The organism is Caballeronia zhejiangensis, from assembly GCF_000698575.1.
GTDB classification, from domain to species: Bacteria; Pseudomonadota; Gammaproteobacteria; order Burkholderiales; family Burkholderiaceae; genus Caballeronia; species Caballeronia zhejiangensis.
The window spans coordinates 69,268-82,622 of record NZ_JFHD01000001.1 but is presented as its reverse complement, the minus strand read 5'-3'; the positions used below and the strand labels follow the sequence as shown (position 1 = coordinate 82,622).

At 61.9% G+C, this 13,355-nt stretch carries 12 protein-coding genes and 1 pseudogene; 4 read left to right on the top strand and 9 right to left on the bottom strand.

From position 1 onward, the window contains the following. Positions 1–25 precede the first annotated feature (25 nt). The 4 genes and pseudogenes from BG60_RS00400 to BG60_RS00385 all read left to right on the top strand — a co-directional run. Positions 26–490, top strand: coding sequence for a DUF2345 domain-containing protein (locus BG60_RS00400; protein ID WP_081851801.1), 465 nt, complete (start codon positions 26–28; stop codon positions 488–490). Further along, positions 487–1,494 (top strand): DUF4123 domain-containing protein, encoded by a 1,008-nt coding sequence (locus BG60_RS00395; RefSeq protein ID WP_144403781.1) that lies wholly within the window; start codon positions 487–489, stop codon positions 1,492–1,494. The genes BG60_RS00400 and BG60_RS00395 overlap by 4 nt, the downstream gene beginning before the upstream one ends. Next, entirely contained in the window at positions 1,487–2,335 is an 849-nt protein-coding gene (locus BG60_RS00390; protein ID WP_008346018.1) for a DUF3304 domain-containing protein, read from the top strand. Before BG60_RS00395 ends, BG60_RS00390 begins: the two co-directional genes overlap by 8 nt. Beyond that, positions 2,328–2,756 (top strand): annotated as a pseudogene (locus BG60_RS00385) (DUF3304 domain-containing protein); the annotation flags it as partial. The gene BG60_RS00390 and the pseudogene BG60_RS00385, both read left to right, overlap by 8 nt. Before the next feature lie 453 nt (positions 2,757–3,209). Here BG60_RS00385 and BG60_RS00380 read toward each other — a convergent pair. The 9 genes from BG60_RS00380 to BG60_RS00340 are packed head-to-tail and all read right to left on the bottom strand — an operon-like array spanning position 3,210 to position 13,354. Continuing rightward, a complete protein-coding gene (locus BG60_RS00380) occupies positions 3,210–4,628 on the bottom strand; it encodes an MFS transporter (RefSeq protein ID WP_008346015.1) in 1,419 nt (472 codons plus the stop codon). 28 nt (positions 4,629–4,656) lie between these two features. After that, the gene (locus BG60_RS00375) at positions 4,657–5,874 is read right to left on the bottom strand and encodes an NAD(P)/FAD-dependent oxidoreductase (protein ID WP_034470074.1); all 1,218 of its coding nucleotides are present in this window, start codon (positions 5,872–5,874) and stop codon (positions 4,657–4,659) included. After that, positions 5,867–6,832: a VOC family protein gene (locus BG60_RS00370; RefSeq protein WP_008346011.1), complete on the bottom strand. Its 966-nt coding sequence runs from the start codon at positions 6,830–6,832 to the stop codon at positions 5,867–5,869. Before BG60_RS00370 ends, BG60_RS00375 begins: the two co-directional genes overlap by 8 nt. A 10-nt stretch (positions 6,833–6,842) precedes the next feature. Further along, positions 6,843–8,333, bottom strand: a complete 1,491-nt coding sequence (locus BG60_RS00365) for an aldehyde dehydrogenase (protein ID WP_008346009.1) — start codon at positions 8,331–8,333, stop codon at positions 6,843–6,845. Between the two features lie 14 nt (positions 8,334–8,347). Further along, a complete protein-coding gene (locus BG60_RS00360; protein WP_008346008.1) occupies positions 8,348–9,172 on the bottom strand; it encodes an aspartate dehydrogenase in 825 nt (274 codons plus the stop codon). After that, positions 9,165–10,832 carry a thiamine pyrophosphate-binding protein gene (locus tag BG60_RS00355; protein ID WP_008346007.1) on the bottom strand — a complete coding sequence of 556 codons (1,668 nt, stop codon included), beginning with the start codon at positions 10,830–10,832 and terminating at the stop codon, positions 9,165–9,167. The genes BG60_RS00360 and BG60_RS00355 overlap by 8 nt, the downstream gene beginning before the upstream one ends. After that, on the bottom strand, positions 10,825–11,640 hold the full coding sequence (locus BG60_RS00350; RefSeq protein ID WP_008346005.1) for an SDR family oxidoreductase: 816 nt from the start codon (positions 11,638–11,640) through the stop codon (positions 10,825–10,827). Before BG60_RS00350 ends, BG60_RS00355 begins: the two co-directional genes overlap by 8 nt. Then, positions 11,637–12,497, bottom strand: a complete 861-nt coding sequence (locus BG60_RS00345) for an IclR family transcriptional regulator (protein WP_008346003.1) — start codon at positions 12,495–12,497, stop codon at positions 11,637–11,639. The genes BG60_RS00350 and BG60_RS00345 overlap by 4 nt, the downstream gene beginning before the upstream one ends. After that, on the bottom strand, positions 12,494–13,354 hold the full coding sequence (locus tag BG60_RS00340; RefSeq protein WP_034470071.1) for an alpha/beta fold hydrolase: 861 nt from the start codon (positions 13,352–13,354) through the stop codon (positions 12,494–12,496). The genes BG60_RS00345 and BG60_RS00340 overlap by 4 nt, the downstream gene beginning before the upstream one ends. Position 13,355: the final 1 nt, after the last annotated feature.

The window sequence follows — 13,355 nt, the reverse complement described above, 5'->3', positions numbered from 1 at the left end:
ATCACAGCGCCGGAATGCGCCATGAGTGACGAACGAGCAGAACTGGAAGCGGAACTCGCGAGAACAATCACGCGATTCACACCGCTCTTGCTCGTCGGCATGGACCGGCGCCGCCGAAGCTGTTTCGCTTTTTGCGCAGACTCAGGGTATGCGGCTGACGGCGGCCAAACAGGACATCGTGGTCCATGCGCGAACCGGTGGCATGGAATTGTCGTCGTCGAAGGATATGCAATTCAATAGCATTGACGGCTCGATCGTGGCGCATTCAAAGGGGGCGATGACGCTCACGAGCGGCGGCGCTTATATCAAGATCGAAGGCGGCAACATCGAGTTGGGCGCTCCGGGCAGTGTTCTGCTGAAGTGCGGCAGCTTCAACTGGACCGGACCGGGCAGTGTGTCACTGCCGATGCCGAACATGCCGATCGGGCCGTGCAAAGAATGCCTGCTGGACGCGCATCGCGGTGTTGAAGCGATGACGGAGGTGGCGTGACCAACTCCCCTAAGATCGGTGCGACTGCCTTCCCACGGCCTGCTGAGGCTCATGGTGACTCGTCAGCGTTGCCTGTGTCGAATCGTGATGCCGATTGGCAAAGCTGTGTCGAGAGACTCTGCGCGATGTTCGATAGGTATGCTGGCGAAGCGCAGCCGGTTTTTTTGTACATGATGGTCGATGGGCGCGGAAATGCGGGGTTAGTTAATCTGCTTGAACGAGTTCCCGGTCTAAGCTACGTATCGCTGTGGCACGGTACGGAAATCGAGTCCTACACGGATATCGCGCCCTATTTGATCGCCCTTGATCGATGGCAACTTCAAGATGAGCGAAGTTTGCAATATCGTCTAGCTCGGCGAATTTGGCGCGAGGCAACCATTCCTATGGTGACGTGGCTTTGGTCATACAATGCCCTCGATGCAATGGCATCGCACTACCGGCGATATGTCACCTACTCGCTTCCGGATCGAAAAGAGTATTACCTGCATTTTTACGATAACCGGATTCTCGAACACCTGAGAAAGGTGTGGACTGAGGTGGAATGTCAGCAATTCATCGCGCCGTGTGTCGCTATCGACTACCGCAATCGCTTGCTGGTTGATGTGCACTGGGAAAACCCTCAACCCTCATGGGAATTCGAGACTGATAAGTTTTGCATCACAAACGAGCAACATCGTCAACTACTTAACCTTTTCTATGCGGACAAGCTCGCGCTCCAATTGCGAACCACATGCGGGGTGCGGCTAGATCATCCGACGGTGATTGACCTCTATACGTTGATTTGTGGCCAAATCGAGCGGGCAGAAAAATACCGCATAAACGATGGACCCGGGACATTGGATTACGTGACCTGTGGCGTACTCGTTTCGCCATCGTTCGACGAGCATCCCTTTGTTAATGAGCGTTTGCGTGCTGTCGCGAAAGGCGAGATGTCGTCAGTCGAAGCACTGGAGGGAGTGGGTGATGACATATGGAATGCCATTCAGAGGAAAGGTCATGCTTAACAAAAAGAAACGCAGCCGTTCCGTGTTTCGGATGCTGGAGGCAACGCTTTTAGTTCTGACACTTGCTGCCTGCGGCAAGGCCGAGCCGCTATACAGCGGAGTTTCCACCATGGGGCGGAATTATCTTCCCTACAACATGAATGGCTTCACGATCACCGACGCTTACGGGAATAAGGCAAGCGGTGGCGGCGATGATCCGCCCGGTGGTGGTGGTGGCATAGCATGCTGCTACAAGCTCAAAGGGACTGAGTTCACGGTGAAGTGGGACTACTACGATGTCGATCAGTGGTCTCCGGAGAATTCACACATAAAACACGCCGAAGCGAAAGTATCGATGCCTGCGACCGCAACGCCCGACAAGGTCGGCATGCGCATATTCGAAGTCCACTTCTTTCCCGATCGCCATGTCGAGTTGCAGTTTCCAGGCGGATTGCTCGATCCATCCCGCGTTCCGGTGGTCGAGGTATCGCGTTGGATGTCACAACACTACGAGAAAGATCTGGATGCGAAGTTCGCTGACAACTGGGCGGAGTCGCACCGGCGCATTGCACGTGTTGTCGCTGCCGCTTGGTTGAAATACAGGCTCACCGATCAGAAAGATCTCGAGCAGTTCGCATATTTTGCATTGCTGGTCAACAACAGGTTCGATGCACAGTCAGAGGTTCAGCGCATCCTGCAAGAAAGCAAGGACCAGCCCGGGCAATTTGCCAAAGCCATGCAGAATCTGCCTAAGGATCTGCTTGACGATTTGAAACGAGATAAGTTTGAAGCAGTCGCCGTGCCGGTCATCGAGGATGGTCTGTTGCCGCCGCCGCGTACAGAGGCTAAACAGAATGCGTAGTGACTTTAAGTTAGTCGAATCCCTGTCGCGAGCCGCGATCGTTATCTTTTCCCTTTCGACGCTTGTTGCCTGTGGAAAGTCAGAGCCAGTGTATAGCGGGATTTCCACGATGGGGCGGAACTATCTTCCCTACAACATGGATGGCTTCACGATTACCGACGCCTACGGGAATAAGGCGAGCGGCGGCGGCGATGAACCGCCCGGTGGTGGTGGCATAGCATGCTGCTACAAGCTTAAAGGGACGGAATTCACGGTGAAGTGGGACTACTACGATGTCGATCAGTGGCACAAGGGAGACGAGAGAATGTTCCACGCCGAAACAAAGGTCTCAATGCCATCAATGCCTATTCCTGACAAAGTCGGAACCCGCATCTTGGAAGTTCACTTCTATCCAGACCGTCATGTCGAATTCGCCGGTCCGCTTGACGTGCTGGCGCTGCGTCACTTCACACTGCCCTCGCGCATCCTCGTGACGAAGACGCTCGCCGAGAAGGCAACCGGGCCGCCGCCGCCGCCCTTGCCACCTGGTGCGCTGGCTGCCGCGCAGAAGGTTGGCGTCCCGTTACCGGGGGCGAACTGATGCACGCGGCGCGTTAGTTCACGCCGATCTGGAACGCGCGAGTGCGTGGTCCGAAGCGCCCCATCGGCGAATACATCGAACTGTGCAACCGAAAGCGGCCCCCCACTCGAGCCTGGCGGATCAAACGCCGGACGAGGCATACTTTGCGACGCTAACCGCGATTAAATCGGCAGCATGATCGCCCCGGACGTTCCACCTAGAAAACTCAGAAAACCCTCCGAACGAGCGAGGCCCCCTCTGGCCTCCGCTCAACAGGAAAGAGAAAGCCCCGCGCAAAGCGGGGCAACCATCCTCTCAAACCTCCAACTGCTCCAGCACCTTCCCCTTCGTCTCGATCCCCATGAAATGCACCGCCGCCGCCGCGACGACCGGCACGACCGCGAGCGCATAGAACGCGATGTCCATGTTCCCGCCCATCAGCGTCTTGCCGACGAGCGCCGGCGCGAAGATCGCCGCGATCTTGAGCCATGCGCCACCGAGACCACAACCGAAAGCGCGGATACTCGTCGGATATAACTCCGGCGTATAAACATAAGCGGTGATAAACCCGCAAGCCATGAAGCCGAGCGCGAGCGCGCAGAACGTCGCAACCACATACACAGACTGCGCGACGAACACGCCCGCGCATACCAGCGACAGCGCGCACAACACGAACGACCAGTTGATGACCGGCTTGCGCCCGACCTTGTCGACGATCAGCGCGCACGTCAGCGAGCCGATCACGCCCAGCACCGACGCCGCCACCGCAAGATTCAGCGCAAGCTGCAGCGGCGCGTGATAAACCGTCTTGTAGATCGTCGGCAACCACGTCGAGAGACCGTACTGCAGCACGCCGCACGTCATCCACAGCAGCGCGACGGCGATCGTGCGCTTCAGATACGCCGGCCCGATCAGATCGAGACGGCGCCGCTTCGGATGCCGATTCGCCATCGCTTCGAATTCGGCGAGATTGCCGAGCGGCGGCAACGGCCGCTTGACGGTCGCTTCGAATGCGGAAAGCGCATCGCCCGCTTCCTTCATGCGGCCGCGTTCACCGAGCCAGCGCGGCGATTCCGGCACCAGCGCGCGCAACATGAAGAACAGCACGAGCGGAATGCCGCCGATGAAATACATCGCTTCCCATCCGAATCGCGGCACGATCCACGCGCCGAGCGCATTCGATGCAAGCAGGCCGATCGGAAACACGATCTCATACAGCAGCACGAAGCGCCCGCGTCCATGCGCGCGGGTGATCTCGTTGATGTACGTCGCCGCCACCGGCAACTCGCCGCCGAGTCCGAGCCCCTGCACGATGCGCAAGGCGACGAACACGGCGAACGAAGGCGCGAAGCCGCATGCAATGCTCGTCAGTCCGATGATCCCCGAGCTCCACGCGATCGAACGCACGCGCCCGAAGCGTTCCGCAAGCGAAGGAAACAGGAATGCGCCGATCAATTGTCCGATCGATCCCGACGCGATCAGAAAGCCGACCTGTCCCGGCGTAAGCCCCCAACGCTGGATGAGCAGCGGCAAGGTCGCCGCGATGACGATGACATCGAAGCCATCGAAGAACGTCGCCGCGCCGATCAGAATCCGCGCGCGCACCTGCATCGCATTGGCGGGCAGCCGTTCGATGCGCGCGATGATCGATCCCTTCGTGACCGCGTGAGCGGCCGCGCTCGCGTCCGCGACTGTCGTGGCCGTGCCGCCGTGCTCAACGGCCGTGTTGCTCATGCTCCTCATGCCTGCTCCCGTCAATGTGTTATGCGAGTGCCTTCGCCGTACCCGCAAGCGACGCGATATCGACCGCGCGTCCCTGGCTCATCCATTTCTTCGCGACCTTCAGATCGCGCGTCGCGTTGATCGCGATGACGCCGCGCAATACATCGCCTTCGAAGAAGAAGAGCGATGCACGACGCGCGTCCAGATCGCCGCGCACGACAGGCGTCGCGCCCGGCGGAATGTCGCCGAGAATCTGCAGGTTCACGTCGTACTGATCCGACCAGAACCACGGAATCTCCGCATACGGCGTGCGAACGCCGAGCACGGCGCGGGCCGTCGCGATCGCCTGGTTCTGCGCGTTCGCCCACGATTCGAGACGCACGCGGCGCTTCAGCCACGCATTCGGATGATTGGCGACATCGCCGCAAGCGAACACATGTGCATCGTGGGTCGCGCCGAATTCATCGACGACGATGCCGTCGTTCACTTCGATGCCCGCGCTTTCCGCGAGCGCCGTGTGCGGCGCGAGACCGATGCCCGCGACGGCAAAGCCGGCGTCGATGAACGTGCCATCGGCCATCGAAGCGCGCACGCCGCGTTCGCAGTCTTCGAGCGATACGACCGATGCATTCAAACGTACATCGACACCGTTATCGCGATGCAACTTCAGCAGAAAGTCCGACACGCTCGCGGGCACCGAACGTCCGCACAGACGCGGCGCACCTTCGATCACGGTCACATCGACGCCGAGCTTCTTCGCGGTCGCCGCGACTTCAAGGCCGATCCATCCGCCGCCGATCACGAGCAGGCGCTTCGCATGACTCTCGCGCAGACGCTTGCCGATATGCACCGCATCGTCGAGCGTGCGCAGATAGGCAAGATGCGAAGTCTTCACGAGCGATGCCGGCAGACGGCGCGCCGCACCGCCCGTTGCGATGACAAGCCGGTCGTACTGCACTTCGCGTCCGCTCGCGGTACGCACGATGCGCGCGTCGCGATCGATCGACGTCGCGCGTTCCGGCTGCCACGCTTCGACGTTCAACGCGGCGAATGCATCGTGATCGACGAGACGCACGGTTTCGATATCCGCTTCGCCCGCGAGCACGGCCTTCGACAACGGCGGGCGCTCATAAGGAAGATGAATCTCGTCGGCGATCATCACGACGCGGCCATCGAAGCCCTCCTTGCGCAACGTCTTCACGATCCAGCCCGCCGCCTGTCCGCCGCCGATCACGACGACTGTCTGAAGATCAGCCATTTTTCCGCTCCGTCATGAACTTGCCTTCGGGCGCCTTCGCCTCTTTCTGGCGGCGCGTGTTGCCGTCGAGACCTCCATCGACGGCCCATTCCGCAAACACGGTCGGACCCGGCTCGAACTCGCGCGGCTGCCATTCGGGCGTGAGCACGTCTTCATCCGCGTAATACTCGATGAGACCGCCCGCCGGATTCTTGAAGTACCAGAAGTACGCCGACGAAACCGGATGACGTCCCGGTCCGAGTTGCGTGGTCCATCCGCAGCGGCTGATATGCAGGCCGCCGCCGAAGACTTCGTGGATGTCGCGCACCGTGAACGCGACGTGATTCAGGCCGCGTTTTCCATCGGGTAGTTGCAAGAGAAACAAATCGTGATGACCGCCATGCGGCGCGCAACGCATGAACGCGCCGCGTCCCGGATAGCGATCCGATGTCTCGAAGCCGAGCAGCTCGTGATAGAACTTTTCCTGCTCCGCGACGCAGTTCGTGAAGAACACGACGTGTCCCACTTCGACGGGTTCCGCGCGCTCATAGACGGGGCTCGGCGTATCGATGCGCTGCGCGTTGCCCCACACGTTCGACAGTGAGCCCTTCACGTCGATGTCGCGCTTCTTCGTCACTTCCACACGAATCGCCATGCCGTTCGGATCGATGCAACCGACCGCATCGTCGGTTTCGATGTGACCGGGCTGGCCCGCGAAGCGTCCGCGCAACGCGTCGAGTTCGGCGCGCGTCGCGACGGACCACGTCACTTCGCGCAACGTCGGACCGCCTTCGAATGCGGGCGGCAGCGCGGGATCGTCGGCCAATGCAAGCAGCACTTCGCAGCCGTTGAGCGTTTCGAAACGCGCGCGCGCTTCATCGTGCGCGACTTCCTTCAATCCCCAGTCCGCGAAAAAGCGCCGGCAGGTGTCGAGATCGGTCACGCCGTAGGTGATGCGTTCAATGCCAAGGATCGTCATGGCAACTCCTTCAGTTCGCCCACGGCAGCGGGGCATCGTTCAAGCCCCAGTACAGGCTCTTTTGCTGCATGTATTCGCGCAGGCCGAGACGGCCTTTCTCGCGTCCCATGCCGCTGTCTTTCCATCCGCCGAAAGGCGTCGAAATCGAAAACTGCTTGTACGTGTTGATCCAGACCGTGCCCGCGCTCAACGCGCGCGCGAGGTTCCATGCACGCTTGTAGTCGCGCGTCCAGATGCCGGCGGCGAGACCGAACACGCTGTCGTTCGCTTGCTGCAACAACGCGGCTTCGTCGTCGAAGGGCAGGGCGGCAAGCACCGGGCCGAAGATTTCTTCCTGACACATGCGCGCATCGTTCGCGAGACCTTCGATGATCGTCGGCAGATAGAAGAAGCCTTTCTCGCGGCCATCGCCCGTCGGACGTTCGCCGCCGCATAACAGCGTGCCGCCTTCTTCGAGACCGAGCGCGACATAGCGTTCGATGCTCTCGCGATGCTGCGATGTGATGAGCGGACCCATCTGCGTGATTTCGCGCGTGGGATCGCCGACGCGCAGCCCGCGTGCGCGATCGACGAGACGCGACATGAACTCGCCGTACACCTTGCGTTCGACGAAGAGCCGCGATCCCGCGATGCACGATTCGCCCGATGAACTGAAGATGCCGTACAGCACGCCGTTCACTGCGTGATCGAGATCGGCATCGGCATAGACGATGGTCGGCGACTTGCCGCCCAGTTCGAGCGATACCGGCATCAGCTTTTCCGCGGCAAGACGCGCAATACCGCGACCGACTTCGGTGCCGCCCGTGAACGCGACCTTCTTGACGAGCGGATGACGCACGAGCGCATCGCCGATGACCGAGCCCTTGCCGGGCAACACGCTCACGACGCCTTTCGGCACGCCCGCTTCCTCGCAGATGCGCGCGAGCGCAAGCGATGCCAGCGGCGTCACTTCAGCGGGCTTCAGCACGACCGCGTTGCCGGCCGCGAGCGCAGGCGCGAGCTTTTGCGCATCGGATGCGATCGGCGAATTCCACGGCGTGATTGCCGCGATGACGCCGAGCGGTTCGTGCACGCTCATCGTCAGATAATCGCCGCGTGAAGGCGTGAGTTCTTCTTCGAGCGTTTCGAGGCACGCTGCGAAGTAGCGGAACGTGTTGGCCGCGCTCGTGACCAGGGCGCGCGTTTCGCTGATCGGCTTGCCGTTGTCGCGGCGCTGCAATTGCGCGAGCGCTTCATGACGCGCTTCGATCAGATTCGCGATGCGATGCAGAACCGCAGCACGCTGATGCGGCTTCAGTCCGGCCCAATCGGCCTGCCTGTAAGCGCGATCCGCGATCTCGACGGCTTCGCGCGCGTCGTCGGCATCGGCGGTGCTGATCTCCGCGTTGACGGATTGATCGGCGGGATAGATGCTCGCGTACTGATTGCCGCGCCCTTTGCGCCACTCGCCGCCGATATAGATATCGCCGGACGCTACGAGCGAAGTGTCGGGATGATTCATCTTTCTGAAGCTCCTTAGATGACGCAACGCGCGGCGCGATTGCGCAACGCACGGATCGCGCTGAATGCAGTCAACGCCGATGTCTTCGGATTCGACGGCAACGGCTTGCCGCACATTTCCAGCGACATCTCGCCGAACGCGCCGCGTGCGACGATGCGATGCACGTTGCGCTCGACAGCCGGATCGGCGATGAGACGCACGCGTGTGCCATCGAGCCCGAGTCCCGCCAACGCAATGGTCGCCGCGACGTTCGCGTTCTTCGGATAGAGACGCGCCGCATCGCGTGCAGTGCCTTCGAAGATGACCTTCTCTTCAGTCAGCGACTTCAGATCGCAGAGCGTTTCAGCAGGCGTGCCGAGCCAGCCGAGCGGCGGCTTGCGGCCGGTGTACTGCACGTCGTCCAGGCCGCCTTCCTTCGCGGCGGCGAGCGCATCGACGCCGCCGATCGCACCCGAGAGCAGCGTGATCGTGGCCGCGCCTTCATTGGCGGCATTGGCGAGGGCATCGAGCAAGCCGGCTTCCGACAGCGCGCCGATCGATGCGACCGCGCAATCCGTGCCCGACTTCAGCAACGGCACGACATGATCGACGAGCGCCGCATGTCCCGCGCATTCGAGCGCGAATTCCGGATGACTGGCGAGCGCATCGACGTGGGACACGACATCGACGTTATCGCCGAGCACCGCGCGCACGTTGTCGCGATCGCGTTCCGGCACGATCACATGCGAGATGCGAACGAGCGGATCGTTGTCGAGCGCGCGATACACCGCCGAACCGATCGCGCCGAAGCCGATCATCGCGATGTCGATCGCTTGCCGTGCATGGAGGGGATCACGCATATTCCGGCTCCTTCGGCTCTTCCTTCTTGACGGGCGGCCCGGCGAACGCGGTCGCGAACGAGCCGACCGACAGCATGTCCACTTCGACCAGCACCGGGCCATCGATCGCGAGCCCTTCGCGCACGATGTCATCGGCCTGATCGAGCGACGTGATGCGGCGATGCGCAAGGCCGAGACTCGCGCAGAACTGCGCGAAATCCGGCTGATGCAGATCGACGAACATGCGGCGTCCGCCGTAGTTCGCGTCCTGAATGTTGCGGATCACGCCGTAGCATTGATCGTTCATCAGCACGATCATGACGTTGGCCTTTTCCTGCACGGCGGTTGCGAGCTCGCCGACATTGACCATCAGACCGCCATCGCCGACGAGCGCGACAGTCTTCTTCGCCGCGCCCGAAAGCGCGGCGCCGATCGCCATCTGCATGCCTTGCCCGATGCCGCCGCCGAGCGCATGCACGCCCGCGCGCGGATTGAAAATCTTCAGCAGGCGGTTGCCCCACGTGCTGTTGGAGATCGTCACGTCGCGGACCCAGTTGTAATCGCGGCCCACCGCGCGTTGCAGCGAATCGACGAGACGCTTGTACGGTCCAAGTCCCTTCGACACTTCCGCGACGGCCGTTTCGCGCGCTGCCGCGAGATCGCTCGCGAACGCGGCATCGATGCGGATGCGGCCTTCGAGCAGCGTCGCGAGTTCATCGAGCACGCGCGATGCATCGCCATGCACGAAGAGTTCGTTGCGATAGCCGCGGTTATCGGCGAGCGCATCGGCGTCGATGCGATAAAGCGGCTGCGGCAGCGCGAGCTTGTACTTCAGCGTTTCGTTGCCGCGCAGACGCGAGCCGACGACGACGAGCGCATCGCAGGTCTTGTAGAACGCTTCGACGGACGGATGCACGTTGAATGCGCCGAGCGTCGCCGGATGATCTTCCGGCAGCACGCCGCGACCTTGCACGCTCGTCACCACGCCGAAGCCGAGCTTCACGAGGCGCTCGACCGCGCCGCGCGCATGACGCGTGCCGCCGCCGAGCCATAGCAACGGACGCTTCGCGTTCGTGAGCGCATCGGCGAGCTGCTTCACGCGCAGACTGTCGTGCGTGAGCATGCCGACGTGCGGCGCGGCGAGATCGGCGGGCCATTCGATTTCAGCGGCCTGAATGTCGATGGGAATCTCGACGCTCACCGGGCCCGCAGGCGCAGTGAGCGCGACGCGCACGGCTTCGCGAATCGTCGGCAACGCGGTGTCCACGGTGCGTACGCGAAACGCCGCCTTGGAGATGGATTGCAGCATCGACAACTGATCGGGCGCTTCGTGGATATACGCGAGATCCTGATCGAGATACTCGGTTTCGATCTGCCCGGTGATATGCAGCAACGCCGTGCCCGCGGTCAGCGCTTCGACCATCGCGCCCGCTGCGTTGCCGGCAGCCGTGCCCGTCGACGTGAACGCGACGCCGAGTTCGCCGGATACGCGCGCGAGGCCGTCGGCCATGTTCAGGGCGCCCGCTTCGCCGCGCGCGCCGACATAGCGGATGTTGCCGCGACGCCCGATCGCATCGAGGATCGGCATGTTGTGAATCGAGATCACGCCGAACGCCGTGCGGACGCCGCATTGTTCGAGGAACGCGGCGATCAGTTCGCCGACCGTGGTTTTTTCAGACATGACGAGCAAAGCCTCCGGAAACATCGATATGGCTGCCGGTCGTGTACGACGACAGCGTTGTTGCGAGATAGAAGAGCGCCTGCGCCGCTTCTTCGGGCAAGCCGAAGCGGGCGAGCGGAATGTTTTTCTTGCGCGCGAGCTCGCCGGTCCATTCTTCCCAGCTTTGGCGCGTGGGGTTATCGGCGTTTTCGTTCAAGTAGTTCTGATAGCGACGCTTCCATTGCCCCGATTCGACGATGCCGATCAGAATCGAATTCACGCGGATGCGTTGCGGCGCGAGTTCCGTCGCAAGCGATTTCACGAGACTCAACACGCCCGCGCGCGCCGATGAAGTCGCGACCATATGCGGCTCTGGTTGCAGCGCGAGCAGCGAGTTCACGCAGACGATCGCGGGCGAAGGCGCATCTTTCAGCATCGGCAAGAAGGCGCGCGTCGGACGAATGATGCTGAAGTACTTCAGTTCCAGTTCGTCGCGCCAGGCGTCGTCGGTGGTATCGGCGAATGTGGAGACGCGGCCCTGACCCGCGTTATTCACGAGCATGTCGACGCGGCGGAAGCGTTGCATTACCTGCGATGCGAATGCGTTCACTTGCTCCGCGTCGAGCACGTCGCAACGCGCGGCGAACAGTTGCGCTTGCGGGAATTCATCGGCGAGCGTTGCCTGCGCGCCTTGCAGACGTTCGCTGTCGCGCCCGCAAATGGCCACCGATGCGCCCGCTTGCAAGAACAACTTCGCCGTCGCGAGACCGATGCCCGACGAACCGCCGGTGACGACAGCGACCTGGTCCGAGAGATCGATTCGAATCATTGCAACCCCAGAGATTTCATGTAGCGGTTCGACGCGGACGCACGCGCGCCCGGGCGATAGTTGAGACGCATCGAGAGCGCATCGGCGGCTTCGCGAACCTTGTCGACGAGACCGCTGTCGAGCAACGCTGCGTCGATTTCGGGACGCGGAATCGTCGTCGTGATGACGGCGACGATGCGTCCCGTGTCGTTGCGAACGGGCGCGGTGACGACCGATATGCCGCGCTCGAACGACGACTGGCTTGTCGCGTAGCCGCGTTCGGCGTCTTCCTTCACGCGCTCGAAGAGCTCTTCGACCGTTTCGGGCGTGGACGTCGTGAAGCGTTCGAGATGCGCTTCCGGATAGAGCGCGCGCAGTTCATCGAGCGAAAGATCGCCCATCAGAACGTGGCCGTGCGTCGTCGCATGGGCGGGAAGGCGCGTGCCGACGTTCACCTTCACCGAACTGAAGATAGGCGCGTGACTCTGCGCTTTCGCGACGAACACGACATCGCGGCCATCGCGAATGAGGATGTGGCTCGTGAGACCGGTCGCGTCGCGCAATGCTTCGATGATCGGCAGGCCGAGATCGGTGAGTTCAAGCGAGCTCAGATATTCGAAGCCGAGACGCAGCACGGCGACGCCCAGCCGATAGTTGCGGTCCTTGTCCGCGCGCTCCAGAAAGCCGAGCGATTCGAGCGTCTGCAACAGGCGGAAAACCGTCGTGCGCGGAATGCCGAGGCGTCGCGACAATTCGGGCGCGCCAAGCACCGGTTCGCGCGGCGAGAACTCGGTGAGGATCTTCAATCCGCGTTCGAGTCCCGGCACGATGTAAGTCGGTTCGCCCTTGTCGGCTTCTTCCGTGGCGAGGGATGTCATTGCGGTACTCCGTCTTTCGTGTGGCATTCGATGCTTTCGCAAAACGCATCGATCAATGCGGTGTATGCAGCGGGTGATTCGACGTAGCCTGCATGGCCCGCACGCGGCATCACTTGCAGATTGACCCGCGCGGCCTGCGCGATGCGCTCGCATGCGTCGGGCGGCGTGATCGCATCGTCCGCGCCGACGGCGACCGCGATGCGTCCGTGAAAGCGCGCGATATCCGCTGCGAGATCGGCGTTGGCAAGCAGATGCGTCGCTTGCGCATAGCCTGCGGGGACGATGCGCGCCATGTTCCAGCGGACCCATTCGCGCGCTTCATCGTCGGCGTAGTGCGAAAGCATGTTGGCGCTGCGCTCGCGTGCGAGTCCTTGCGGGCCGAGTTCGTTCAGCATCTTCAAACGTGCATCGCGTTTCGATTCGCGCACTTCCTTCGATGCAGCGCCATAACCCGCAGCCGGCGATATCAGCAGCAGGCCCGCGACGCGCTGTGGCGTATGCACGGCGAATGATCCCGCGATGATCGCGCCGAGCGAATGGCCGACGATCACGCATCGATCGATATCGAGCGCATCGAGCCACGCGCGCAACGCTTGCCCGTAATCGAGCGCAAGCGGCGAATCGTTACGTATGCAACTAGATTCGCCATACCCCGGCGCGTCCCATGCGATGACACGCCGCTTCGCACCGAGCGCGTCGAGCTGCCGGACCCACGACGCCGCGCCCGACCCGATCCCATGCAGCAGCACGACGGGCAGCGCGCGCCGATGCATCGCACCTGCCTCGCGATAACCCGTGATGCCGTGCGCGGTTTCGATATGCGTGTCGGGAAAGCACGCGAGCGTCTGGATGTTCATG

Excerpts from the sequence above, each read along its gene's own strand:
- BG60_RS00390 (WP_008346018.1), top strand. The coding sequence starts at position 1,487 with ATGCTTAACAAAAAGAAACGCAGCCGTTCCGTGTTTCGGATGCTGGAG.
- BG60_RS00380 (WP_008346015.1), bottom strand. The coding sequence starts at position 4,628 with ATGAGCAACACGGCCGTTGAGCACGGCGGCACGGCCACGACAGTCGCG.
- BG60_RS00375 (WP_034470074.1), bottom strand. The coding sequence starts at position 5,874 with ATGGCTGATCTTCAGACAGTCGTCGTGATCGGCGGCGGACAGGCGGCG.
- BG60_RS00370 (WP_008346011.1), bottom strand. The coding sequence starts at position 6,832 with ATGACGATCCTTGGCATTGAACGCATCACCTACGGCGTGACCGATCTC.
- BG60_RS00365 (WP_008346009.1), bottom strand. The coding sequence starts at position 8,333 with ATGAATCATCCCGACACTTCGCTCGTAGCGTCCGGCGATATCTATATC.
- BG60_RS00360 (WP_008346008.1), bottom strand. The coding sequence starts at position 9,172 with ATGCGTGATCCCCTCCATGCACGGCAAGCGATCGACATCGCGATGATC.
- BG60_RS00355 (WP_008346007.1), bottom strand. The coding sequence starts at position 10,832 with ATGTCTGAAAAAACCACGGTCGGCGAACTGATCGCCGCGTTCCTCGAA.
- BG60_RS00350 (WP_008346005.1), bottom strand. The coding sequence starts at position 11,640 with ATGATTCGAATCGATCTCTCGGACCAGGTCGCTGTCGTCACCGGCGGT.
- BG60_RS00345 (WP_008346003.1), bottom strand. The coding sequence starts at position 12,497 with ATGACATCCCTCGCCACGGAAGAAGCCGACAAGGGCGAACCGACTTAC.
- BG60_RS00340 (WP_034470071.1), bottom strand. The coding sequence starts at position 13,354 with ATGAACATCCAGACGCTCGCGTGCTTTCCCGACACGCATATCGAAACC.